The organism is Desulfovibrio intestinalis, from assembly GCF_014202345.1.
Taxonomy (GTDB): domain Bacteria; phylum Desulfobacterota; class Desulfovibrionia; order Desulfovibrionales; family Desulfovibrionaceae; genus Desulfovibrio; species Desulfovibrio intestinalis.
The window spans coordinates 46,073-69,433 of the sequence record NZ_JACHGO010000002.1 but is presented as its reverse complement, the minus strand read 5'-3'; the positions used below and the strand labels follow the sequence as shown (position 1 = coordinate 69,433).

At 56.1% G+C, this 23,361-nt stretch carries 19 protein-coding genes and 1 other RNA gene; 9 read left to right on the top strand and 11 right to left on the bottom strand.

All coding sequences use genetic code 11. From position 1 onward, the window contains the following. Positions 1-2: 2 nt before the first annotated feature. From tolA to ffs, 7 genes are all read left to right on the top strand, one after another. Positions 3-962: a cell envelope integrity protein TolA gene (tolA, locus tag HNQ38_RS03125; RefSeq protein WP_183717966.1), complete on the top strand. Its 960-nt coding sequence runs from the start codon at positions 3-5 to the stop codon at positions 960-962. Positions 963-1,610: 648 nt separating this feature from the next. Next, a complete protein-coding gene (locus tag HNQ38_RS03120) occupies positions 1,611-2,852 on the top strand; it encodes a TonB C-terminal domain-containing protein (RefSeq protein WP_183717965.1) in 1,242 nt (413 codons plus the stop codon). A gap of 30 nt (positions 2,853-2,882) precedes the next feature. Continuing rightward, on the top strand, positions 2,883-4,199 hold the full coding sequence (locus HNQ38_RS03115) for a PD40 domain-containing protein (RefSeq protein WP_183717964.1): 1,317 nt from the start codon (positions 2,883-2,885) through the stop codon (positions 4,197-4,199). A gap of 228 nt (positions 4,200-4,427) precedes the next feature. Continuing rightward, positions 4,428-4,895, top strand: a complete 468-nt coding sequence (pal, locus tag HNQ38_RS03110) for a peptidoglycan-associated lipoprotein Pal (RefSeq protein ID WP_183717963.1) — start codon at positions 4,428-4,430, stop codon at positions 4,893-4,895. 220 nt (positions 4,896-5,115) lie between these two features. Beyond that, positions 5,116-6,087: a D-2-hydroxyacid dehydrogenase gene (locus tag HNQ38_RS03105; RefSeq protein WP_183717962.1), complete on the top strand. Its 972-nt coding sequence runs from the start codon at positions 5,116-5,118 to the stop codon at positions 6,085-6,087. Positions 6,088-6,089: 2 nt separating this feature from the next. Then, entirely contained in the window at positions 6,090-6,926 is an 837-nt protein-coding gene (locus HNQ38_RS03100; protein ID WP_183717961.1) for an amidohydrolase family protein, read from the top strand. A gap of 258 nt (positions 6,927-7,184) precedes the next feature. After that, an RNA gene (ffs, locus tag HNQ38_RS03095) (signal recognition particle sRNA small type) lies at positions 7,185-7,270 on the top strand. Between the two features lie 711 nt (positions 7,271-7,981). Here the strand turns inward: ffs and HNQ38_RS03090 are convergent. After that, positions 7,982-8,767: an FCD domain-containing protein gene (locus HNQ38_RS03090; protein ID WP_183717960.1), complete on the bottom strand. Its 786-nt coding sequence runs from the start codon at positions 8,765-8,767 to the stop codon at positions 7,982-7,984. A gap of 276 nt (positions 8,768-9,043) precedes the next feature. Between HNQ38_RS03090 and HNQ38_RS03085 the strand changes: the two genes are divergently transcribed. After that, positions 9,044-10,300 carry an NAD(P)-dependent malic enzyme gene (locus HNQ38_RS03085; protein WP_183717959.1) on the top strand — a complete coding sequence of 419 codons (1,257 nt, stop codon included), beginning with the start codon at positions 9,044-9,046 and terminating at the stop codon, positions 10,298-10,300. A 665-nt stretch (positions 10,301-10,965) separates the two neighbouring features. Here the strand turns inward: HNQ38_RS03085 and HNQ38_RS03080 are convergent. The 10 genes from HNQ38_RS03080 to HNQ38_RS03035 form a co-directional block, all read right to left on the bottom strand. Continuing rightward, entirely contained in the window at positions 10,966-12,345 is a 1,380-nt protein-coding gene (locus tag HNQ38_RS03080) for a sigma-54-dependent transcriptional regulator (RefSeq protein WP_183717958.1), read from the bottom strand. Between the two features lie 4 nt (positions 12,346-12,349). After that, positions 12,350-13,948, bottom strand: a complete 1,599-nt coding sequence (locus HNQ38_RS03075) for a sensor histidine kinase (RefSeq protein WP_246387967.1) — start codon at positions 13,946-13,948, stop codon at positions 12,350-12,352. 9 nt (positions 13,949-13,957) lie between these two features. Further along, a complete protein-coding gene (locus HNQ38_RS03070; protein ID WP_183717957.1) occupies positions 13,958-15,298 on the bottom strand; it encodes a glucose-6-phosphate isomerase in 1,341 nt (446 codons plus the stop codon). A 301-nt stretch (positions 15,299-15,599) separates the two neighbouring features. Further along, positions 15,600-15,986 (bottom strand): hypothetical protein, encoded by a 387-nt coding sequence (locus tag HNQ38_RS03065; RefSeq protein WP_183717956.1) that lies wholly within the window; start codon positions 15,984-15,986, stop codon positions 15,600-15,602. Then, positions 15,983-16,495: a YchJ family protein gene (locus HNQ38_RS03060; protein ID WP_183717955.1), complete on the bottom strand. Its 513-nt coding sequence runs from the start codon at positions 16,493-16,495 to the stop codon at positions 15,983-15,985. The genes HNQ38_RS03065 and HNQ38_RS03060 overlap by 4 nt, the downstream gene beginning before the upstream one ends. A gap of 263 nt (positions 16,496-16,758) precedes the next feature. Beyond that, positions 16,759-17,658 (bottom strand): hypothetical protein, encoded by a 900-nt coding sequence (locus tag HNQ38_RS03055; RefSeq protein ID WP_183717954.1) that lies wholly within the window; start codon positions 17,656-17,658, stop codon positions 16,759-16,761. A gap of 35 nt (positions 17,659-17,693) precedes the next feature. Further along, a complete protein-coding gene (locus HNQ38_RS03050) occupies positions 17,694-18,008 on the bottom strand; it encodes a hypothetical protein (RefSeq protein WP_183717953.1) in 315 nt (104 codons plus the stop codon). A 65-nt stretch (positions 18,009-18,073) separates the two neighbouring features. Beyond that, a complete protein-coding gene (locus HNQ38_RS03045; RefSeq protein WP_183717952.1) occupies positions 18,074-18,667 on the bottom strand; it encodes a DUF4881 domain-containing protein in 594 nt (197 codons plus the stop codon). A gap of 13 nt (positions 18,668-18,680) precedes the next feature. Then, positions 18,681-19,745 carry a sulfite exporter TauE/SafE family protein gene (locus HNQ38_RS03040; protein ID WP_183717951.1) on the bottom strand — a complete coding sequence of 355 codons (1,065 nt, stop codon included), beginning with the start codon at positions 19,743-19,745 and terminating at the stop codon, positions 18,681-18,683. An 11-nt stretch (positions 19,746-19,756) separates the two neighbouring features. Next, positions 19,757-20,059, bottom strand: a complete 303-nt coding sequence (locus HNQ38_RS03035; protein WP_183717950.1) for a DVU0150 family protein — start codon at positions 20,057-20,059, stop codon at positions 19,757-19,759. A 245-nt stretch (positions 20,060-20,304) separates the two neighbouring features. Between HNQ38_RS03035 and HNQ38_RS03030 the strand changes: the two genes are divergently transcribed. Then, positions 20,305-23,331 carry a sigma 54-interacting transcriptional regulator gene (locus HNQ38_RS03030; protein WP_183717949.1) on the top strand — a complete coding sequence of 1,009 codons (3,027 nt, stop codon included), beginning with the start codon at positions 20,305-20,307 and terminating at the stop codon, positions 23,329-23,331. Positions 23,332-23,361: the final 30 nt, after the last annotated feature.

The window sequence follows — 23,361 nt, the reverse complement described above, 5'->3', positions numbered from 1 at the left end:
TTATGCGTCTGGCCTCCTATGTCCTCTCTCTGTGCCTGCACCTGGCGGCTTTTCTGCTCATATGGTTCTGGCCCAGCCCGCCTCCCATTCGGCTTGACGCACCTCCAGTAATGATCAGTCTGGTGGAAGGCGCACCCGGCGGCAACCGTACGCCCTCGCCCATTCTTGGGCATATGGGCGCGCCCGGCGATGGCCCCCTTGCGCCCACGCCGCCAGCTCCCAAGGCCGAAGTGGCCGCGCCGGAACGGGTTGAGGTCAAAGAGCCTTCCCCCGTGACGCCGCCGCCCAAGCCGGACGTAGCTCCCATCAAAAAGCCCGAGCCCAAGCCGGAACCCAAACCGGAACCCAAGCCCGAGCCAAAGCCGGAAGCGACGCCCGTGGCCGCCAAAAAAGAGAACAAGCCGAAGGAACCGGAAAAACCCAAGGAACCTGACAAGTCCAAGGAACAGAAAAAACCGGAGCCTGCGAAAAAAGACGACAAAAAAGGCCCGCAAAAGCCTGCGGTTGACCCGGTGGCTGCGGCCCTGCAACAGGCCAAACGCAATGCCACTTCACGCGCGGATTCGGGCGACAGGGGCAATGCCGTTGAGCAGGCCCTTGCCCAGGCCCAGAAGCGCGCTGGCGGCAACCGTGGCGGTGGCGGCGGCGAAGGTGACGGCCCCGGCGGCGGCGGACTTGGCGATGTGTACATGGGTCAGGTCATGCTGGCAGTGCGGCCCAACTGGGGTTTTGCCTCGGCGAGCCGCCGAAACCTGAGCTGCATTGTGCGCGTGCGCGTGGACATGCAGGGTAAGGTACAACAGGCTGTTATCTCGCATAGTTCTGGCAACTCTCAGTACGACGCTTCAGCGGTAAACGCCATCATTCGTACAAGCCAGAGTGGAGACTTCCCGCCCCCGCCCTCAGCGGAATACGGCGATCTGGACCTTGTTTTCACCTTTGACGAACTGATGGGCAGATAAACCAGAAGCAGCATTCACGCATGGGACAAGAGGGAGCGCGCTGCTGTTCCATAAGCGGCCTGATTGCTTTTCCTCTCTCTGCTATGCACGTTGATATCTCAAGCCATGCCAGTGAAAGCTGGCATGGCATTATTCTCACCGCTGCACCCGGATGCCGAAAAGCCCCCGGGGATGTCATTGCAGTTCAACAGAAAAACCGCCAGAGGGCCAACGCCGCCAAAGGCGCATACCAACCGGGGCCTTGCCCCTCCCCCAAAAGCAGGTCCACTACGCACTCACGTAACGCTGGACATACAAGGCAACATACAGCAATCAGTGCTTCCGGCGCAGGTTAACTTTGAAATGTTTGACCTTTCAAAGGCGTCACCCTGTGAACGGTGCAGTTTCCACCAGAATCCACGACGTCGTGTGGTGGCGCGCTGCGCCCGTGCACAGCGTTAGTGCATTTAAACCGTTTCAAGGGTAAAAGGCTCTATTGCCCTGGCTGTGCATCGTACGGCCTGAGCGTGTCACTTGATTCCGCGCACTATTATAAGGAGAGAACTTGCTCTCCTTCAGGGCGCTTGTGGGCTGACCTTTTCAGCTCTAACCGAGACAGAAGATTCCTGCGTTAACATACAGGCTATCATGTGCCTACAGGAGGTTCTTATGCCATCCCCGCAGCGCACGTCGCTTTTTTCCACGTTCCGCAGTGTATTCCTTTTTCTGGCAGCAGTGACTCTGTGCTTCACGGCAACAGGGGCCAGGGCTGCCGCTATGGCCACGGCAGATGCTGCCGGGGGATACGCAGGCAAAATGCTTGATAAAGTTGTGGACATATGGGCTCCGCCCCCTGCCCTGAAAGGTGACTTTCAGGTGCAGCTCAAGGTTGGCGTTGACGGCAAGGGCAAGGTGCAGAGCTGTACTCCGGTGCATCCGTCCGGCATGGAAGCTTTGGACAGTTCTGCCTGTGGCGCAGTGCGCCAGATAGACAATTTTGGCAAAACGCCTCACGAAAAACCGCTGGAAGTTCATCTGTCCTTCTGGACAGGAACCCCCAGGGGCAAAGCCCGCAATCAGATTCCCGACGATGTGGAGTCTCTGCGCCTTGAAGAGCGTGCGCGCATCAAAGCCGAAGCTGCCATGAGCGACAACCTTGCTGCCGGCGCTGAAGAACGGGCACGCCAACGGGCCGAAGAAACTGCCAAGGCCACTGGTAAGGAAATGCCCGGCATCAAGCCCACGGTTGTGGCTCCTGCCCACCCCGGCCAAGAGCAAGCAACCAGCAATGGCAAAAAAAAGCCTGAAAAAATACCGCAGGCTGTTGGCCGTGGACAGGACAGCTCTCCGGCAAAGGTGAGCCTGGGCGGCTCAAAAACTGAAAAAAAACAGGGCAAGAATGCAGATGAAGAGGCAAAAAAGGGCGCTGCTGAAGTAAAAGCGCCGCCCCTGACCATTGCGCCTTCACCTCTGCCAGTTGTTGCAGGTGTTGAACAAAAAACACCTGTGGGCAACGGGCCTGCCGTTGCGACAGGAAGCAGCACGCCTGTGCCTGTGGCAAAGCAAGCGGCGCGGCCTGACAAGACGGATACGGTCTTTGGCTCTGAAACCAAGGCCCAGTACCGTTATGGAAAAAAATACAGCAAGTATTTTTCCGGTGTGGTCCGCCAGCTTACCGAATCTATCATCATTCCAGTTGAAACCCCGCCCGGTACCTATTATCCTACGGTGAGGTTGCAGGTGAACCCCAAAACCGGGGTCATTGATGATGTTGCCTTTGTTCAAAAAAGCGGCGACAAAATGCTTGATGCCTTCGTGCGTAAAGGCATTCGTAAGGTTGGCAGCATACCACTGCCTCCTGAAGGTCTTGACACCACACTGGATATAACTCTTACCCTGGTGCGCCGGTAGCGCGCCGATCCTACAAGGACTGCTGACGCCATGAAAAAACTGCTTCTTCTCCTCGCTCTGGGGCTATGGCTGGCTCTGGGAAGCGGAGCACAGGCCGCCATGCGCGTGGACATTTACGGTCCGGGCCAGAACATCGTCAATCTGGCACTGGCCGCTCCCCTCAAGGGCCCGCAGGTACAGGCCACGGGCATGGGCACGGATCTGCAGAAGATTGTTCAGGAAAACCTGAGCTTTCTTCCGTTCATGCGCCTGACAGACCCCAAGGCCGTGCTGGGCGGTGTGGTGCTTGCCGGTTATGAGCCGCCCGCACTGGATTTTAAACGCTTTCAGCTTGCCGGGTCAGACATTGTTGTGACTACGTTCTGGCCGGAAGGCGACAGCGGCACCCGCCCTGTGCAAATCCGCGCCTTTGAAACCAACTCTGGCGGACGCCTTTTTGGCAAGGAATACCCAAAGGTCAGCGCCCGCGACCTGCCTGAAGTGGCAGACCGCTTCTGCGCCGACCTTCTGGAAGCCCTGACCGGCAACGGTTCCTTCTTCCGCTCGACCCTGGCCTTCATTAAAAAGAACGGCAAGATGGATTCCAACGTGTGGCTGGTCAAGCCTACGGGCCGCGATCTGCGTCAGATCACCAATATGCCGGGCGAAGCTATGTCCCCGTCGTGGTCGCCTGACGGACGCTTCGTGGTGTTCACCCAGATTGACCCCAAGTCGCATGGTCTGGGCGTTTGGGACCGCTCCACCGGCAAGGTGCAGCGTATCCGCTTCCCCGGCAACGTGGTTATCGGACCTTCCTTCATGCCTGACAACAAGGTGGCCGTGGCTCTTTCCAACGGCAAATACCCTGTTATCTTCCAGCTCAACCACGTTTTCCAGAAAGAAAAGGTGCTGGAACAGGGCGATTCCATCAACGTTTCGCCTACCTTTGACAGCACAGGCACCAAGATGGCCTTTACATCTTCACGCCTGGGCGGCCCGCAGATCTTCCTCAAAGACCTGAGCAGCGGCTCTGTCACCCGGGTGAGCAAGAACGGCACATACAATTCCGAGGCGAACCTTTCGCCCGACGGAACTCTTGTGGTCTACAGCCGCATGACGGAATACGGCCATCGCATCTTTGTGCAGGACATGCTTACGGGTATGGAACGCCAGGTGACCTTTGGACCCGGCAGCGATGAGCAGCCTTCTTTCTGCGCCGACAGCTATTTTATCGCCTTTGCGTCCTCGCGTGGGGGCGGCCGTGGCATCTACCTGACCACACGGCATGGCGGCGATGCCAAACGTGTACCTACGGGCGGTGGAGACTCGTCATTTCCTCGCTGGGGCATGCCCGGGCAGCAAAAATAATTATTACAGCCAATTGTGGCTGGATAAGAGATATTTTTACCCGGTTTTCAACGATTTCAGGCAAAGCCGGGTAAAAAATATTTTACGAAAGTGGGCCTAATACCCCATACACTTCTTGACAAAAATTACGGTGAAGATACCATCTGTTATGCAAGGGCAATGCGCCCTTATGTGTGCAGAAAGGAAAGGTATTAATTTTTTGGAGAATGAGCTGTTCAGGAGGACACAATGAAACGCTACGCTCTTATTCTCGCTCTGGTTATGGCTCTGGCCGCTGGTTTTGGTTGTGCAAAAAAGACCACTGGCGAGCCCGGCTATGACGATGGCATGACCCCTGAAATGCGCGCTGCCGTTCAGCAGATCACTGATGGCCGCGTGTACTTCGCTTTCAACAAGTTCAATGTTGAAAACCAGTACAAAGACATGCTGAAGCAGAAGTCTGATCTGATGAAGCAGTACCCCAGCATCCGCGTTCGCATCGAAGGCAACTGCGACGATCGTGGCACCCAGGAATACAACCTCGCCCTTGGCGAACGCCGCGCCCGCGCTGCGTATGAGTACCTGGTTATGATGGGCGTGAACCCCAACCAGCTTGAAATGATCAGCTACGGCAAGGAAAATCCTGCCGTGCAGGGCAACAACGAAGCCGCTTGGGCCAAGAACCGCCGCGACGACTTCCGCGTGATCGCCCACTAGACCTCTGGTCTGTGTGACGAACTTGAAGGCCACCCGTAAGGGTGGCCTTCTTCGTATCTTGTTTCTGACTATCGGCATAAGGTATTTTAAACAAAACTTAACAGGAACATTTTACCTATATTCAATCTTAAAAGTGAGTTACAGCCCAATTGCCAATTGAGCGAAGGTCTTGCAGAGGCTTCTGGCACAGGCTACACTGCCCTCAAGCGAGGATATTCCAATGAAAATTGTCATTCTGGACGGCGGGGTACTTAACCCCGGCGACGTGGATTGGGCCCCCATCAAGGCCTTGGGCGATGTGACCATATATGAATCGACCAACAGCGATCAGCTGGCAGAGCGCTCCAAGGGGGCGGACGTACTGCTGACCAACAAAACCCCACTTCGCAAAGAAGACCTGCCTGCCATTGAAGGCGTACGCATGGTGGGCATACTGGCCACAGGCTACAATATCATTGATACCGAAGCGCTGGCGCAGCGCGGCATTCCCGTATGCAATGTTGTGGCTTACGGTGTGAGCGACGTGGCCCAGCATGCTATGGCCATGCTGCTGGAACTGTGCCGCCACACCAGCCTGCATACTGAAAGCGTAAAAAACGGCGACTGGCTGAAATCCAAACAATGGTGCTACTGGAAGCTGCCTCCGGTCTGCCTTGAAGGCCTGACTATGGGACTTATTGGCTTTGGCTCCATTGGGCGCCGCATGGGCGAACTGGCTCACGCCTTTGGCATGAGCGTACTGGCCAACTGCCGGGTGCCCAAAGATCCGCCCACCTACAGTCCTTTCGCCTTTGCCACTCTTGAGCACATCATCTGCTCATCAGACGTTATTTCTCTGCACTGCCCCCTGACCAAGGAAACGAAGCACATTATCAATGCCAAGGCTTTGTCCAACATGCGCAAGGGCGCCATACTGCTCAACACGTCGCGCGGGCCGCTTGTGGATGAAGCAGCCGCTGCCGCTGCCCTTAAAAGCGGGCAGTTGAGCGGCCTCGGCACGGACGTTCTTTCCGAAGAACCGCCCACTGCCGACAATCCCCTGCTCTCTGCGCCCAATACCCTTATCACGCCGCATATTGCCTGGGCCACTACCAGGGCACGGCAGAACATCATTGACCTTACTGCGGAAAACATTCGCCGCTGGCAGTCTGGAACGCCTGTCAATGTGGTTAACGGGGTAAGCAACGCCTAATCATGTATATTGATATCCACACCCACGCCTTTCACCCAAAGATTGCGCACAAGGCCGTGGAACATCTTAATGAGCATTATGACGTAGTCTGCGCAGGCAGCGGTACCATTGACAACCTGCTGGAAAGCGAGCGCAGGGCCGGAATCGACATGTGCGTGGTGCTGTGTGCAGCCACAGCGCCCGCACAGGTCATTCCAGCGAACAACTATGCCATCAGCCTGCAAAAGGCCCACCCCGGCCAGATCATTGCCTTTGGCACCGTACACCCCGGCTATGAACAGTGGGAAGCGGAACTGGACCGGATAGAAGCAGCTGGCATACGCGGTATAAAACTGCACCCCGACTTTCAGGGATTCTGGCTCAGTGACGAGCGCCTCTTGCCCATATTTGAAGCGGCGCAGGGCCGTTTTGTTTTTGAAGTGCATATTGGCGACAGAATATCGCCGGAGAAAAACCCTTCCTGCCCCTACAAACTGGCGGCAATTCTTGATGCTTTTCCGCAGCTTGAAGTTATTGCAGCGCACTTTGGCGGCTACCGCATGTGGGCGCACGCCCTCAAGACCCTCATGGTCAAGGAACGCCCCAATCTCTGGTTCGATACTTCCAGCACCACGCCCTTTTCCACGCCCCAGCTCGTTAAAACCTTGCTGAAAGCCTGCCCGCCGGAAAGGCTGCTCTTTGGAACAGACTGGCCTCTTTACGATCCTCAGGAAGAAATGCAGCGGATTCAGGAAATGGGAGAGCTGAGCGACAGCATGATGGATAAAATCATGAGCAATGCTTCAGCCATGCCCGGTTTGCTGCATCGGGATAAAATACCTGCAATGGCAGCCAGCTAAAGCAACTTGCGCTTGTGAGGCTCGCAAGACCTTGGCTGGCACAGCTGCCAACCAAACTTACGAGGTATACCCCCGGCAGACGCTATCACGGGTGGCAAGCAGCAAATGAGCGCCTTAGGCGCTGATAGAAATTTTTGGACAAAAAGAAGTAGCTCACGGCCGAAAGTGCAGGCAATTTGCAGCAACAATGACCTGTGACAGCCCGCCTGTTACTGCCTGGGCATTGACAGCCCACTTCTTTGCAGGTAAAGCATTTGCCAAGCCGGGCGGCGGTAACACTGCCAACTCCGTCAGGTCCGAAAGGAAGCAGCGGCAACAGACGTTGCCGGGTGTCCGGCCCACAAAAGCCGCAACGGAAATTCCGTTGCGGCTTTTCTATTTGCCTTTGAAGCTCTGTAAGCTTGAACTGCTCTGGCGGCTGCGCGAGCGAACGCCCAGCGTCATGAAGCAGGCGTGTTATTTATCTGTGTATCTAGAGCAGATTACCCTTGAAATGTATTACATTTCACCATTCTCATTTTGCCGAGAAATGTAATTTTTCGGCTGAGCCCACGCCGCGTTTCGGTGCGCTGCACTCTTGTGCACTGTTAGAGCATTTAAACTTTTCAACGTTAAAATGTTCTAGATGCCATACAAAACGTGCCTTGCGTCATGAATATTTCATATTTCAATGTTGGCTTTCTGCCAGAAAATGCAGTTGTTCGTAGCATTCACCCTGCATGCACTCTGGCGCGGCGTTAGAGTCTGGCCGTTGATGGCATTGCGCGGCGCGTAGGGAGATCACCCGGCCAAGGGAAAGGAAGCTCCCGCAGCAAAAACCGCGCAGCCCTCGTCCAGTGACGGAATATGGAAAGACCGGGGAAGCTCACCCGTGGGCGTGAAGATATACGAAAGCCAGCGGGGTCGTCCGGGGAGTACAGAGGGGGCCAGTTAGGGCGGCAACCCTGACTGGCCCCCTCTGCCGCACGCCGCGTAGGCGAGCCAAATGGAGAGAAGTCAGAACAAGTCAGAACAAATTTCTTTTGAAGGCCTGCACATTTAAAAGGTAACGCGCCCTAGTCCTTGCCCGTCTTCTTTTCCGTCTCAGACATAACATCCACCTGATAAATACCGCGCATTTCGCCCAAATGGGCACGCATGGCATCTTCTGCCGCGTCGGCGTCACGTTTTTTCAAGGCTTCGAATATCCGTACATGGGCCTGATACGCCAGTTCGCTCTGCTTGCGCACCTGCATGGAGGCATACAAAGGCGTAATCAGCCAGCCGGAAAAACCATCGGACACTATATCCAGAAAGTTGTTGCCAACGCAGTGGACAAGGTAACGGTGAAAATCAATATCTGCTTCGGCAAATTCCCGAACTTCAGAATTGTCCAGCAAAGAGCGCTGCCTTTGCAGAATACGCTCCAGCTCGGCCATATTTTCGTCGGTCATATGACGGGCCGCATGACGCGCCACAGCGGTTTCGAAAAATTGCCGCAGGTCGTGCATATGCCGCCAGCCGTCGTGCGTGCTGGAATAAATTTCCATGGTGGCGCGCATTTCACGCAGCAAGGGGTTGAGCGTAAGCCTGCACACGCGCGCGCGCATGCCGGGCGATACTTCTATAAGTCCCATACGGGCCAGGGCCGAAAGGGCCTCGCGCACAGCAGGACGGCCCACGCCGAATTCATCCATAAGCTCGCGTTCTGAAGGCAGCTTCTGCCCTACCTGGTACACACCCGACTGTATATCTTCCAACAGGCAGGACAGCACCTCCACATGCACACGCGGGCGCTGGATGCTGCGTCTTCTGCCCTGCAGCCTTTCCACACTGCTATTATTTGCATTGGCGGTAGTCATGACGCCATCTATCTCCTTTATATATAGTACGTAGCACTTTGCATGGCTTACTGTGCCACGCTGGTTTCCAAAAAACAATTGGTATCACAGGTCAACTTGTCGTATCAGAAATACCCGTAAAGAAGCTGTTTGCTTGCCTCGGGTCTTCCTGTATACCAACGGGACCGCAAGTATTTTTCGGTGGCGCAATGCCCCTCTTGCCGGTTCTCCGTCTTAACCGCCCCAAGGCCGTCCATTTCGACCCACAGGCAGAACATCGTCAGTCAAGGAGTGATCATGTCTCGTATCAAGAATCTGCGGGATGAAGCCCTGGCCATGCATAAGGATTATCAGGGCAAGATAGAGGTTCGCGTCAAAGTGCCAGTGCGTGACGCCGATGACCTTACCCTGGCCTATTCGCCCGGTGTTGCCGAACCCTGCATGGAAATCTACCGTCAGCCTGAAAACCTTGATGTCTATACAAACCACTCCAACTTTGTTTGCGTCGTTTCAAACGGCACCGCCGTGCTTGGCCTGGGGGACATCGGCCCCGCCGCAGGCATGCCCGTTATGGAAGGCAAGTCGCTGCTTTTTAAGACGTTTGGCGATGTGGATGCCTTTCCTATTTGCGTTAACACCAAGGACACGGCAAAAATCGTTGAACTGGTGGAACTTATGGCCCCGACCTTCGGCGGCGTGAACCTTGAAGACATCAAAGCGCCAGAGTGCTTTGTTATTGAAGACAGCCTGAAAAAAAATGGCGTCTTCAAAGGCCCCATTTTTCACGATGACCAGCACGGCACGGCGGTTGTTACCCTGGCCGGGCTTATCAACGCCCTCAAAATCGTGAACAAGAAGCTGGACGACATCACCGTTGTCACCAGCGGCGCAGGCGCAGCAGGCATAGCCATCATCAAGCTGCTTATGGCTCTTGGCCTGAAAAACGTCATTATGTGCGACTCACGCGGGGCCATATGGGAAGGCCGCACCGAGGGCATGAATCCTTACAAGGACGAAATCGCCCGCCGCACCAACCCGCAAAAGGTCAAGGGCGGCCTGGCCGAAGCCATCAAGGGAGCCGATGTTTTCATTGGCGTTTCTGCGCCCGACACCCTTACCGAAGACATGATCCGCAGCATGGCCAAGGATCCCATTGTCTTTGCGCAGGCCAATCCCACTCCTGAAATCTGGCCGCTGCAACGCGCTGTGGACGCAGGGGCAAAAGTTATCGCCACTGGCCGTTCCGACTGCCCCAACCAGATCAACAACGTGCTGGCGTTTCCCGGTATATTCCGTGGAGCGCTGGATGTGGCCGCCACAGACATCAATGATGCAATGAAAATCGCAGCAGCCTACGCCATAGCCGAACTGGTCACGGCTGAGGAACTTCGCCCCGAATTTATCATTCCCTCGACGCTCAATCCCGAAGTGGCGCCCAAGGTTGCAGCGGCAACTGCCAAAGCTGCCATTGAGAGCGGCATTGCCCGTAAGCCCATTGATCCCGAGATCGTTGCTGAAAATCTGAAAAAGCGTCTGGCCAAGCGCAAAAGCTAGCGTCTGCCCCAGACTATAATCAAGTGTGTATACATCCGGCGGCTGTCAAGTGCAGCCGCCGGAAAGACACGCTGGCCTGCTTGCCCACATGCCTTCTGGCATATGCCTTTTGCATCCGGTGCTTTAACGCCGGATGCTTTTTTTCAATATAAAAAGGCCATTATCTGATTAATCAATCAATGGCTTCGGCTCTGCACCAACCACACGGGCACGATAAAACCTGCTCGCTAATGGTGGCCTTTGCCGCATTATGTCTTTCACATATACTTATGTAAAAAATCAGGTTTGACAAGTTAAAAAGGATACCGCGTAATTCATGACGCCATAGACTATAGCAAACCATGTCACGATCTACAAAGTTATAGGGATGTTACCTGCCACAGTAATGCGGCACGACAGACCAACTGCGCACGCATCTGCCAGACACAGCGTAAAAAAACAGACCCGCCCCTGTTCAGGAGCGGGTCTGTTTTTTATTTCTATAAACGTTGCTGTTTTGTGTAACAGTAAAAAACAATTACACAATGGCGGTTTTCAAAAGTTTCGTTCCACAGCAAGCAAACCACATGCCCAACCTGCTGCAAATGTTACGGCATATCAGACTGCGCTTCGCAAAACGGGATATGTCAGGCTGAATACAAATCAGCCAGGGCAGCCAAAGAGCTTTAATGGCCGGTTATGGCGTATTTTTTCAACTTATATTGCAGCAAACTCTTTGAAATACCAAGATATTCTGCAGCCTTAACCTGAACAAGCTCTGCACGCACCAAAGCTCGACGGATGAGAGCTGCTTCAATTTTTTCCAGCGTATCGGCCAGATCCAGCTGCACGGGCAAAAGGTCAACGGCACTCTTGAACTGCGATTCTTCATCGCGGATCTCGGCTGGCAGATTGTCCACATTGATGACCGTGCCCGGCACCAGCACAAGACAGCTTTCAACCACATTTTCCAGCTGCCGAATATTGCCCGGCCATTCATAGCCCGTCAGGTAGTTGAGGGCTTCAGTAGTGAAGGTTTTGGCAGACATTGTGTTGTCGGCACATACCTTTTCCACAAAATGGGCCACCAGCAGGGGGATGTCTTCACGACGCTCACGCAGGGGCGGCAGGGGAACCTGAACCACATTGAGCCTGTAGTACAGGTCATCGCGAAACGTTCCCTTCTCCACCATTGCGGCAAGATCTTTGTTTGTGGCGGCCACCACGCGGATGTCGACCTCGATTTCTTCACCGCCGCCCACGCGTTCAAAGCGCCTTTCCTGAAGCACGCGCAACAGCTTGACCTGAAGGTCGGGCGTAAGTTCCGCTATTTCATCCAGAAAAAGCGTGCCGCCGTCGGCCTGCTCAAAGCGGCCCCGGCGCATGGCCACGGCTCCGGTAAAGGAGCCCTTTTCGTGGCCGAAAAGTTCGCTCTCAAGCACGCCAGGGTTGAGCGCCATGCAGTTAACGGACACAAAGGGTTTGTCTTTACGGGGGCTTGTATAGTGGATGGCCCGTGCCACCAGTTCCTTGCCCGTACCGGATTCACCGGTAATAAGCACTGTGGAACGGCTAGGTGCGGCCCGTTCGACCATCACAAGCACATCGCGTATGGCGCGGCTGCGCCCCACGATTTTGTGTACGCCGTAGCGGTCTTCCATAACTTCCTGAAGCAGACGGTACTGGCGGTGGGCGCGGGCCAGTTCTACGGCGTTATGGATGGAGAGCAAAAGCTCGTCGTTGGAAAATGGTTTGGTGATATAATCAAAAGCGCCGTATTTCATAACATCCACAGCGCTTTCAATGGAGCCGAAGGCCGTCATGATAAGCACCGGAATGTAGGGCCAGCTTTTCTTTACTCTTTCAAGCACCTGACGCCCGGACACCTTGGGCATCTTCATGTCCGTAACCACCACATCCACTTCGCTTTCTTCAAGAAAAGCCAGGGCGGTTTCCGGGTCACTGATGGCGGTGACAGAATAGCCTTCGTCTTCCAGCAAGGTTTGCAGAACCAACAGATAGTTTTTTTCGTCGTCAATAACCAGAATATGCGCTTTTTCACTCATAAGACTATTCCTGTGCCCCGGTATGGGCCTCGGGCAGTAGCACCCGTACAAGAGCGCCGCCGTCCGGACCGTTTTCCAGCTGGATCACGCCGCCGTGGCTGGCAATGATGGACTGTACAATAGGCAGACCAAGGCCCGTGCCCCCGTCTTTGGTTGTAAAGAAGGGGTCCAGCAGATTGCCCACAATGGCGGCGTCAAAGCCGGGACCGGAATCGAGAAATTCCAGCCTTACATGGCCCTCGCCGTCGTGGTCGCCGCTGATGCGCAGGATACCCGGCCCGTCCATTGCCTGTTGTCCGTTAACAAGGATATTGTAAAAAGCGCGGTACAGCAAATCCTTGTCGCCCCGAATGAAAAGACCTTCCATTGGCTGCCGCTCCACAGCAACGTCACGGCGGGCCATGTCGCCTTCAAGAAAAGCCAGAACCTGATCCAGCACAAGGCTTACATCAACCAGATCCTGCTTGGGCTGACGGGGGCGGGCATAGTCCAGAAAATCGTTCACTGTCTGCGAGAGCCGTACCGATTCATCAAAAATAGCGCCCAGTATGCGGCGTGTGCCAGCGTCTGCCTGATCTGTACGGCGTTGCAGCAATTCGGCGCTGGAGCGGATAATGCCCAGGGGATTCCGAATCTCGTGGGCAATACTGGCTACAACGCGCCCCATGCTCACAAAGCGTTCATTACTGTGCAATTGCTTTTCAAGCTGCCGGTTTTTCTGCATGCGTTCGGCAAGCACACGCTCCGAACGGTGGATAAGCATAATCAGCAGGCCAAAAAGAACCACCGACGACATGAGACACATGACCACAATGATGCCCTGAAATGTCAGCACCTGCTCATAGTCGCCCGTAATGTCCTGCGTCAGCTCCAAAGCCCCCATAATGGGAGCCTCTTGACCCGGCTGCAACGGTTCGCCCTTCAACGGATAAAGAACACGCAAAACAAACGTGCCCTCCTCCAGCGGCAATCTGAAAGGGGCCTGCCATGCCGGAATAGTTGAAATAATTTCAGATTTTAGGGCAGTACCCTGCAAAACCTCATCCAGATTGGCAGGCGAAAGCCCTGCCCGGCCCACCTCTTCTTTACGCGTGGAATAGGCCACAAGGCGCGAAAAATCATAAATGCGCAACCGCTCTACCGGCAGCCCCTGAATGACAGACTGCACAACCTGCTCAAGCCGCTCGTACTGGGCTGGCTGGCGCAAGGCTATACGCCCGTAGCCCATAAGCGTTGGCAAGGCGAAGCGCCGGAATATCTGACTGTTGAGGTTTTCCACCAGCAAGCGGGCAAAGCCCTCTTGCCGCGTCAACAGGGTTTCACGAGCCGAGTTTGAAATAAAGAAAGAAAGCCCCAGGCTGGTGAGCAAAATGACGACCAGTGAAAGCCAGGAAAGAGGACGGGCATAGCTCAGCGGCAGCCCACCCTCGGCATCGCCTTTTGATCCGGTGGCAGGCCCGCCCTGATTGCTCGGGCTCCAGTCCTGTACTCCGCCAGCGTATGGTCCCGGTACATTGTCCTCGGATTGTGGACCGCCGTGCGGATTGTGGGAGCCAGCGCCTTGATCCTGAGCTGACGCTCCCCGCTTTCTTCTGAAAAACATCTGTCTTCCTTAAAATGCCTGCTCTTGCAAGGGCACGGCCATAAAATTATCCAGATCCGCATGTTCTGTCACATAGCCCGGCGCGCCAAGGCGCGCATTGGCCAAACGCTTGCCCAGCTCCACAGCGGGCTGGTCCAGGGGGTTCACCCCCATAAGCCAGCCTGTGAACAGGGTTGCGGCTTCCAGCAACAGCATGAAGGCTCCCGCGGCATTGGGCCCGGTTCCGTCCATATCCATATGCACCAGAGGCACTTCGTTCATGCAAAGGGCCATGCGCGTCCCAAGGGCTTCGGCCTCAAGCAGCGAGCCCAGGGGCTTGCCCCGCAGCCATGCCCATTCCTGCGGCAAGTCCTGACCAAAGACGCGGCCTTCGGCCTGCCCGCGACTGGTAAGGAAGATGCAGCCCTTGTTGCGCGGGCCGCTCAAAAACATCTGATTTACGGAATGCTGATCTGTAACGCCCGTGGCGGCCACAGGCAGAATGCCCAATCCGTCCTTGCCGAGACTTTCCGCCCACAGTTGCGCAAACCACGGCCCAAGGGCCGCCCATTGCGGCACATAGCAGAACAGGATGAGCTCGCTGTACTCTTGCAGCTCCAGCGCCCTGGCCCAGCAGGCAAGCGCGTAGGAAGGATGGCTGCCCAAGGAGCGCGGCGCTTCCAGCAGGGGCCGGGCCACCTCGGCTGCGCCGTCCAGCAAGGCACGCCAGTCAACACCCAAAAATCCTGCGGGCAAAAGCCCCACGGCAGAGAGCACCGAATAGCGCCCGCCCAGATGGTCTGGAACTTCAAGCGAAGCCAGGCCGTGCGACGTGGCCTCCTGACGCAGGTAGCCGGACACAGCATCGGTGACCACCACCATATGCTCGCGCCAGCCTTCGCCCAAATCGGCCTGAAGCCACTGCCGCACCAGAAAATACTGCGCCAGTGTCTCGATCGTTCCACCCGACTTGCTGATGCAGACCACTGAAGTATCCGCCGCATCAAGCCCAGCCAGCAGGGCTTCAAATTCTTCCGCGCATACGTTGTCGGCTATCCACAGGCACGGCCCGTCATGTCCCGGCCTGTCCTGCCCCGGCGCAAAGGCTCTTTGTATGGCACGCGCGCCCAGAGCGGACCCTCCTATACCCAATACAAGCATATGCTTGCGGGTCCGCACTTTTTCCAGAATCGGAGGCAGATCTTTTTCCAGCGTTGCGCGGTACGGCATGGACAGAAAGGGCAAAATGCCCTGCGCCAGCTCTCGTTCAAGCCGAGCGCCCATCTCCGCGGCTCTGGCCTGAAGGGGAGCGCCATCCGCCGCGTTCAACCTGTGACTATAGGCTCTGGACCATTCAAGATAATGAGGCATGGGCTTCTCCTTTATGCCTTGCCGTGTTCATGACGGTGCAAGGCTTGAAGCAGTCTCAAAATGAAATTGTTCTGGCGGCTGTGCGAACAGCCCGCCACCATGAAGCCCTATAACACAGATGCAGCCGTTAGCCCAAGAAATCGCCTGACCGTTACTGGCGCTGAAAACCGGAAGCATACCTGTGCATCTGTGCGGCCAGATATTGTGGCGAGCGTCTTCAACATTTTAAACAACACCCTTGAATTCAAGCCGAGCGCCTCCAGCGGCCATGTATGTTGCTGGAGGCGCTGCAAGTGCGTCATTAGAGCAGGCTCAGAGGCTTGGGCGCAAAAAAACGGCGGCGTACCAGCTTGTACGTTTGTGGCCGCACACCAAAACGGTAGCGCCACAACACGCAGACCTCGCGTGCCGCGCAGGCCCGTACCTCGCCCCTGTCGCCAGCGCAGAGCATGCACTGCCTGCGTATGGCGCGCAAAGCCTGACGCCCTGCCTGGTCTTCAGGTACGGGGCAAGGCTCGTCAGGCAAGGAGGCAAGACGCCAGTCCCAAAGCGGGCAATGTCTGTCGGTACAAGCGCGCACGGCTTTGCCCGACGCCCCCTGGCATTCAAGGCAAAACTGGCGAATGGCAGTCAGCGGGCCGCTTTTGCCTGTTCCTCGCGCCGCCGTTTCTGTGCTGCGCGGACTCAAGCGTTTCCGGCTCCACAACATTTTTTATGCTTCTTGCCGCTGCCGCAAGGGCAGGGATCATTACGCCCCACCTTGGCTTCCGGCCTGCGGTAGGCTTCTGGCCGCAAGGCCACGCCGTCCACATAGTAAATCTTGTCTTCGTCACGGGTGAAAAAACTGCGCTCGCCCAACTGCCGTGGAATGCCTTCCATTTCGTAATAGGCGTGAAACTCCACCACATCAAAAAGCTCGCCGTTCTGCCCGGCGGGCACATTGTCTTCTGTCCGCTCCACATCAAGACGCAGCCACTGAACATCCCTGGCCTGTTCGGTCAGCTTTTCCACCGAGATGTCATCACGGTAGTCGGGATGGGTACTGTCCACAAGCCATTGATAACGGCCCAGCACATAGGCTGAATAGCGTGAACGCATAAGAGTTTCGGCATTATCGGGCCAGACCGCGCCGTCCATATAGGGGCCACAGCATTGGGCCAAAGTACGCCCGCTGCCGCAAGGACACTGTTGTAGCATGAAATCCACCTTGGTTTTGCGCCCTCAAGGGGCATATAACCCGCGAATATTAACGCATGGCCGCACGGGCGGCAAGAGCGGGAAAAGGCAGATTGCCGGATATTACTGGCTTCAGCGTGGGGCTGTAACAGGCCGTAAAACCTTAAAATCCGCCCTGGCGGCGCTCCCTGAGAAGCAACCAGCCAAAGGCGGACAATAGGTGGATATTTTAAATGCGGCATGCACAAAGGCGCGTATGTGCATGCCGCTCAACGCCGGTTGGCTCAGCTTGCGGGGGCCGGAGGAGACTGCGAACACGGAGGTCGCAGGCAGACAAGGCAGCCGGGCCGCACGGCGAAAGAAATTTCGTCCTGAGTGTAACCAGACTCTTTTTGGGCCCGGTCGTGATCGGATATGAACAGTTGCAGCGATCCCTTGGCTGCCGTGCCCGCCCGTGCATGGGCCAAAACACTGCCTTCGGTTGTGATGACCGCGCAAACCGTGCCTTCATATGGAGGACGCGAACCATAAAGAAGGCACCAGAGGCGCAACCCGTCTTTTTCTTGCTGCACGCGTACTATTTCGCCACACCCAAGGCGCACCAGCGTGCGTATAATCATGCTGCCATGACGGTAAACACCCACGCCCACCAGCAGCGCCAGCCCTACAAAGCCGACCGCCAAAGCAAAGGGATTAAATCCCGTAAGGCGATGGGTAAACGAAGTGGAATGCGTGCGCATGTCAACGGCATCGGCGCGCACGATCACGGTATAGTTTTGAAATGTACTGGCCGCAGCGCCCCTGAAAGCCACGCGCATATGGTATTCACCGGGTTCGGCTTCACTTTGGGCGGCAACAATGCCGCGCCACATGCCGTTGCCAAACCAGTAGCCAGCAAAAAAACCTTCCAGCGTAAAAGACAGGGGCGCGTTTGCGGGCGCAAAGCTCACCTCAATATCTCTTGTTACTGGATTTTTTATGGTCAGCGGCCCCGACAGAGCCGCAGATTTTTCCGGCAGAAGCTCAAGAACCGTGGCCCCCGAACGCATAAGCCCTTGCAGGCCGTCAACCAGGCACAGCAAGGCTATCGCCAGCAGCACGGCGCATACCATACCAAGTTTACGCTGACGCTGACGGATTTCCTGACAGGCATCCCAGGTGTCGTCATCAAGAACTGTCTGCATGGGCAAGTTACATCCTCTGACAGGGTGAGCGGCAATCATGAGCGTTGAGCCATCAAAGAACTGGGGGAAGATTCAAGCACACGCCAGCTGACAAGGCTGAGTCCTTCGCGCGGCAATTGAACCATACTTTGCCCTTCAGCGGGAAAGCGCCGGCGAACCTGCCGCGTCAACCAGAAGGCTGCGGCCCATACAGAGACGGTAATGCCGAAAAACCAGGCGCAGAAAACCAGTTCGGCAGAGTTGACACTGCGCGCCGACTGGTACATGGCCGCAAAAACTGCTGCCACCATGAGCATGTTGGCTGTTATGCGAATGCAACTGATATAGAGGTGTTGCTTGTAGCTGTTCATGCTGCTCTCCGGAGACTTTCGCCGGGGCGGGTTTTACCCGCCCCGGAATTGATGCCGTATAAACCTTACTTGCTGAATATATTGGTCTTGCTCACGTTCATGATGCGTATTGCCTGATCCTTGTCGCTATTGCGGAAGGCTACGCGCATTTCATTGCCAGCCGTCCAGGCATAGGGGGGCAGATCAATCTCGCTGGCAGGCACCTTGAAGGTTATCAGGGAACTCAGGCGGCCGGAGTACACCGTAACGGTCTGCTGTTCCTTGTCGATGATGGGGAATGTCTTGCCAGCAACCTTGGGATGCCTGGGCCGGATGTTCTTTTCCACGTCAACGAACTGAACGGGAATTTCGCGAACTGCCTTGGCGTCGAGGTCGTATATGAGCACCGTATTTTTAGCCAGGTCAATCATGAGGCGGCCGCCCACTTCAGGCGCGGGCCCCATTTCGCCAGGCACGGTAGGAAGCTTATATGTATGTGTTCCGCCACTATAATGGGGGTTGAACTGATCGTGGGTGACGTCAACCACGATGGTCAGTGTTTTGGCTTCGGGATTATAGGCTACGCAACGGCCCTGTTCTACTCCGCCTTCAAAGTTGCAGGCAGTGAGAAAGGTGGCGAGTCCAAGTACCAGGGTAAGCAGCAAACTACGAATCTTCATGGCTGTGTTCCTCCTAGCTGTTCGCTGCACGCATCTTCTTGGCGGCCAATTCCGCCTTGGCACCCTGGACCATCTTCACCGCGATGTAGATGGAAATGGCGCTAACGAAGCCAAGCACTTCAACAGTGGCCATAGGGCCAAGCAACCAGCCCCAGGACGGGAATTCGGCTTCAAGAAGCTTGAGAATAACCGACATAAGGCAACCAAGAACAGCCAGACCGAACACAAAGCGGATGCCGTAACCCTTGACGTACTTGGTCGCTACCACGCCTATCTGCGCGCCAACAGCGGCGCCAGCGAGCATGATGAGCGCGGCCAGGAGTTCCACGCGACCCTTGTATGCGTAGGACGCTGTACCGTACAGGCCGGAGATGGCGACTTCAAAGAGGTCCGTGCCCACTGCCAGATGGGTGGGGCAGCCCACAAGATAGACCAGAGCGGGCATACGGATGAGGCCACCGCCGATGCCGAGGATACCGGCCAACCAGCCCGTGAAAAGGCTAACGGTGATGGGCAGCCATGCCGAGCAGGTGATATTGGCATGCTTGTAATGGATAACAGGGGGAATCCTGATGGCTTGAAGGCGTGAAGCCCAGTCAATTCCAACGGCGCTAGCGTCAAGTTCCTTGTGTTGGGCCTTGGCTTCGCGTTCCTTGCGGCGGCGCACTGCGGCATCGTGAAAGACGAGCCATGCGATCGACATGAGCAGTACGACGTAGAGCCAGCGTACGACCTTGTCGACGGAGCCGATGCGCTCAAGCCACATGACCATCTGCGCGCCAATTTCAACGCCGATGACCGTACCAACGAGCATGGTGATGCCCAGCATGTAGTCAACGTTGCCAAACTTGCCGTGCCTCATGGTTGAAATAAGTGATTTACCTGCCATCTGCGCCACGTCGGTGCCGATGGCGAATGCCATAGGAAAGCCCAGAATATTCAGACCGGGGGTCACCATCCATGCGCCGCCCAGACCAAAGAAGCCGCCGATAATACCCACGCCGAATCCAAGAATGATCAATCCCGGCCAAAAAATATTAACGCCGGAAATGGGCATCAAAATATACAGCCATTCCATACTGTGCCCCCTTACTTTTCGGCCAGTTCGCGGTTCTTGAGGTCAATGCCGATATGCGTCATGACGATGTCAGCCAGCCAGCCAAGAATACAACCCACTATGGGGATGATGAGCATGGTCAGGATGGCGAAAAACAGATGGCTTTCATTGTACATTTCGGCCCACCAGTACAAGATGCCGTCCAGCTTGCGCGTGTCGGCCACAATGACCACCGCCGAAGCCTTGCCGCCAGCTGCCAGGGCCAGTCCGGGCATGGCAGCGAGCATGAGCGCGCAGCCTGCCAGCCAGGTCATGAGCTTGCGCATCTTTTTCATAAACTCCTCCACTCTGTTTGAGTTCCCTATCTGGACTCTCTTCGGCGGTTCCCACACCGGGCCCACACCGACTGTCACGCAGTGAATGTGAAAAAGATAGCAATCACTGTGCCATTGCATGATATTTGCCGAATTTTGCCGTTTTTTCTCCAAGTTTGCGCGAAATATCTTGCCTGATTTTCGCAATGCCCCTATAGTCGACTCAAAGATTGCGCTTTTTTGCGCAACCGTAGAGGGGGTCTCAAATGCGCTTCTACAGAACGCTTCCCGGTGGGAGCACCTTGGACATTACCTCGTTTTTCATGAACAGGAGCCTTGTCAGCCGCATGCTCATGCTGGGGATCCCCCTGCTGACCGTCGTGCTGCTTCTCATCTTTGTTGCCACTGGCAGCAGCATTGAGCACATCGTCAATCGTGCAATAGCGCGCAACGCGCAACTTCAGGCTCAGGGCATGAGGCTGGCTCTTGAGCAGGCCCTGGCAGAAACGCGCAACCAACTGCTTATTCTGGCCGCCGGGTCTATGGACCCGGAGGACATGAAGCACAGAATGGAGTTTCGCGCCAAGGCCAACGGGCTGCACTACCGTGAAGTGGCGTACGTCGGTTTGGCCCCCGAAAACCGCTACCTTTTACTCAGTCATGACAGCCAGATCATCAATGTGCCCATGCATGTTGCCCTGGACAGCCCTTCAAGCCCTTTCCACAATCTGGGCGGCGAACAGAAGCCGGGCTATGTCAATGTGGGCCAGCCTATGGAAGCCGTGTACTCGATGGTGCCGGTCAACAAATCCCTTCAAAGTCTGTCTCTGCACGTCTTGCGATTTTTTACGGCCGTGCATGACAGGGAAGGCAATTTTACTGGCTACCTTCTTTTATCTCTGGACATGAAAGACCTGCGGGACATCGTGTCGCGCTATTCGTCTCCCGACGCCCCCATTGCCGCATCTGGCGCGGATACCCGTGTGCGCAGCCTGTTTTTCGACAGGGAAGGCTGGATGCTTTTTCAGTCAGAAACGCCCGATGCGGCCCTGGCTGGAAAAAGCCTGGGCAATGATGCCGTGCGCGCGGGATTCTGGGGGGATTATGGCCGCCCGGGATTCAGCATGGCCTTCCGCCCCAGCCCCGAGCACATAAACTACTGGAGCATGGTTGCCGATGTGCAGGCAGGGCAAGCCAACCAGCTGCCCATGACTGAAAGCAGTACGGTGTGGAGCAACGGGCAAATGCGGGTCGAAAGGGTGAGCTATGTGCCCGTGAGCTTCAAACCCGGCGCGGGCGGCGAACCAGTGGTTCTTGGCGGCCTTGCCGTACTGGACACCAGCTTCACCACCACCCGCACCGGCATGCAGGTTATGGGCATATACACCGTCAGTTTTCTGGGGGGCATGATTCTTTTGGCCTTAAGTTTGTGGTGGCTGGCGCACCAGATGGGCAAGTCGCTCAATATGCTGGGCCGCGCACTGCACAAGCGCAATATCACCGGAGGCTCCGACGACCTTGATCTGCCGCCCATGCCCAAGGAGCTGGAAGGGGTAAAATTCGACATCAACACCCTGCTGGGCCGTTTGCGGCAGGCAAAAATTCAGCGCCGCAGCCACGAAGCCCTCCAAGACGCTCAGTGGCAGCGCGAACCTGTGCCAGACCTGCCCCATCCCGAAGACCTGCCTGCCAGCGGACTGGTGGGTACGTCCTCAGCCATGCAGACCCTCTGCGACCAGGTGCGCAAAGCCTCTCAAGTCCTGGCCGACGTCCTCATCATTGGCGAAACTGGCACTGGCAAAGAGCTGGTATCCGAGGCCATACACCGCCTGAGCGCCCGCAGTTCCGGCCCCTTCATAACCATCAACTGCGGCGCCCTTGATGAAAACCTGCTTATGGACACCCTGTTCGGCCATGTGAAAGGAGCGTTCACCGAAGCCCGGCAGGCCCGCAAAGGCGCGTTTCTTGCTGCTGAAGGCGGCACCCTTATGCTGGACGAAGTGGGCAACGCAGCGCCCAAGGTGCAGCAGGCGCTGCTGCGCGCCTTGTCCACCCGGCGCATCAGACCATTGGGCAGCGATCAGGAAGTTCCCTTTGATACGCGTATCGTGGCTGCCACTAACGCCTCCCTGCTGGAAGACGCCCGCGAGGGTTCCTTTCGCGAAGATCTTTATTACCGCCTTGCGGTGATTACCATCCACACGCCGCCGCTGCGGGAAAGAAAGACCGACATTCCTTCTCTTACCGTATACTTTCTGACAGAAGCCGTGAAAGCCAGAGCCAAGGCTGAAGAAGTGGGCGCAGAGGTTGAAACGGATGTGGAAAATCCAAATTCTGCGCAAAATGCGCCTTCAAGAGCAGCCAAGGGTTTTAAAGCGTCCAGTACAATGCAAATGCCCCAGATCAGCCGGGGGGCTCTGGCCAAACTTATGGCCTATGCATGGCCGGGAAATGTGCGCGAACTGAAAAACACGCTTACCCGCGCGCTGACGTTTTGCGAAGAAAACATTCTTTATGCCGAAAATATTCAGCTGGGCCCGGTGGCTTCCAATGGGGCCAGCGAGGATGCGTCAAAACAGCAAACGCAAGGCAATGAATCCACGGCACAGGAAGGACGCGAAAAGGCAACAGGCAAAGCCAGCGCCGATATGCAGGATTCCAAAGCAGACGCGGCAGCCAGCAGCCGTGCTGAGAAAAAGAACGGCGCACGGCCAGAAACTGAAGATAATACCCAAAGAACGCCCACTTCCGGGAAAAATCAGGCTGCCAGCGCATTTTCCGCAGCCTCCCCTCCCGGGCAGGAAGCCTCGTCCCTAACGGACGCTGATGCAGCGGCCTCAAGCACCACCACATCTGACAATCCGTCACGGCAGGTACCGCTTTACGCCCCTGGCTCCGATCAGGAATCCGGGCTGGAACCTCGGCATGTATCTGGGCATGTATCTGGGCTGGAACCAGGGTTTGAATCTGGGCAAACCCGCGCGCCTGCGGCATTCACTGGGGCTGCTTCAGAAGCCGCCGCCTCTACGGCCAATGGCAATGGCGGCAGTAGCACGGTGAATGCAGACACTGTTCGCCTCAATCACCGGCAGGCCGCCATGTGGCCCCGGCTTGAAGCTATGGGCAGCATAAGCCGTCAGGAATACCAGCAAATGCTTGGCAAAGATATTTCTATGCGTACTGCGCAATACGACTTGCAACTCTTTGTGCAGATGGGGCTTGTTCGCAAGGAGGGCCGCGGTCCGGCCCAGCGCTATGTGGTTGTGGCCGGCAGGGCTTTCTACAGGGGCTGATAAACGCGTAAAAACAGCATACAGGGGTGT

What these genes read in the sequence shown, in the direction of transcription:
- HNQ38_RS03035 (WP_183717950.1), bottom strand. Translation starts at nt 20,059, where the DNA reads ATGAAAAAGATGCGCAAGCTCATGACCTGGCTGGCAGGCTGCGCGCTC.
- HNQ38_RS03045 (WP_183717952.1), bottom strand. Translation starts at nt 18,667, where the DNA reads ATGAAGATTCGTAGTTTGCTGCTTACCCTGGTACTTGGACTCGCCACC.
- HNQ38_RS03080 (WP_183717958.1), bottom strand. Translation starts at nt 12,345, where the DNA reads ATGAGTGAAAAAGCGCATATTCTGGTTATTGACGACGAAAAAAACTAT.
- HNQ38_RS03040 (WP_183717951.1), bottom strand. Translation starts at nt 19,745, where the DNA reads ATGGAATGGCTGTATATTTTGATGCCCATTTCCGGCGTTAATATTTTT.
- HNQ38_RS03090 (WP_183717960.1), bottom strand. Translation starts at nt 8,767, where the DNA reads ATGACTACCGCCAATGCAAATAATAGCAGTGTGGAAAGGCTGCAGGGC.
- pal (WP_183717963.1), top strand. Translation starts at nt 4,428, where the DNA reads ATGAAACGCTACGCTCTTATTCTCGCTCTGGTTATGGCTCTGGCCGCT.
- HNQ38_RS03050 (WP_183717953.1), bottom strand. Translation starts at nt 18,008, where the DNA reads ATGAACAGCTACAAGCAACACCTCTATATCAGTTGCATTCGCATAACA.
- tolA (WP_183717966.1), top strand. Translation starts at nt 3, where the DNA reads ATGCGTCTGGCCTCCTATGTCCTCTCTCTGTGCCTGCACCTGGCGGCT.
- HNQ38_RS03115 (WP_183717964.1), top strand. Translation starts at nt 2,883, where the DNA reads ATGAAAAAACTGCTTCTTCTCCTCGCTCTGGGGCTATGGCTGGCTCTG.
- HNQ38_RS03070 (WP_183717957.1), bottom strand. Translation starts at nt 15,298, where the DNA reads ATGCCTCATTATCTTGAATGGTCCAGAGCCTATAGTCACAGGTTGAAC.
- HNQ38_RS03060 (WP_183717955.1), bottom strand. Translation starts at nt 16,495, where the DNA reads ATGCTACAACAGTGTCCTTGCGGCAGCGGGCGTACTTTGGCCCAATGC.
- HNQ38_RS03085 (WP_183717959.1), top strand. Translation starts at nt 9,044, where the DNA reads ATGTCTCGTATCAAGAATCTGCGGGATGAAGCCCTGGCCATGCATAAG.
- HNQ38_RS03055 (WP_183717954.1), bottom strand. Translation starts at nt 17,658, where the DNA reads ATGCAGACAGTTCTTGATGACGACACCTGGGATGCCTGTCAGGAAATC.
- HNQ38_RS03105 (WP_183717962.1), top strand. Translation starts at nt 5,116, where the DNA reads ATGAAAATTGTCATTCTGGACGGCGGGGTACTTAACCCCGGCGACGTG.
- HNQ38_RS03030 (WP_183717949.1), top strand. Translation starts at nt 20,305, where the DNA reads ATGCGCTTCTACAGAACGCTTCCCGGTGGGAGCACCTTGGACATTACC.
- HNQ38_RS03075 (WP_246387967.1), bottom strand. Translation starts at nt 13,948, where the DNA reads ATGTTTTTCAGAAGAAAGCGGGGAGCGTCAGCTCAGGATCAAGGCGCT.
- HNQ38_RS03120 (WP_183717965.1), top strand. Translation starts at nt 1,611, where the DNA reads ATGCCATCCCCGCAGCGCACGTCGCTTTTTTCCACGTTCCGCAGTGTA.
- HNQ38_RS03100 (WP_183717961.1), top strand. Translation starts at nt 6,090, where the DNA reads ATGTATATTGATATCCACACCCACGCCTTTCACCCAAAGATTGCGCAC.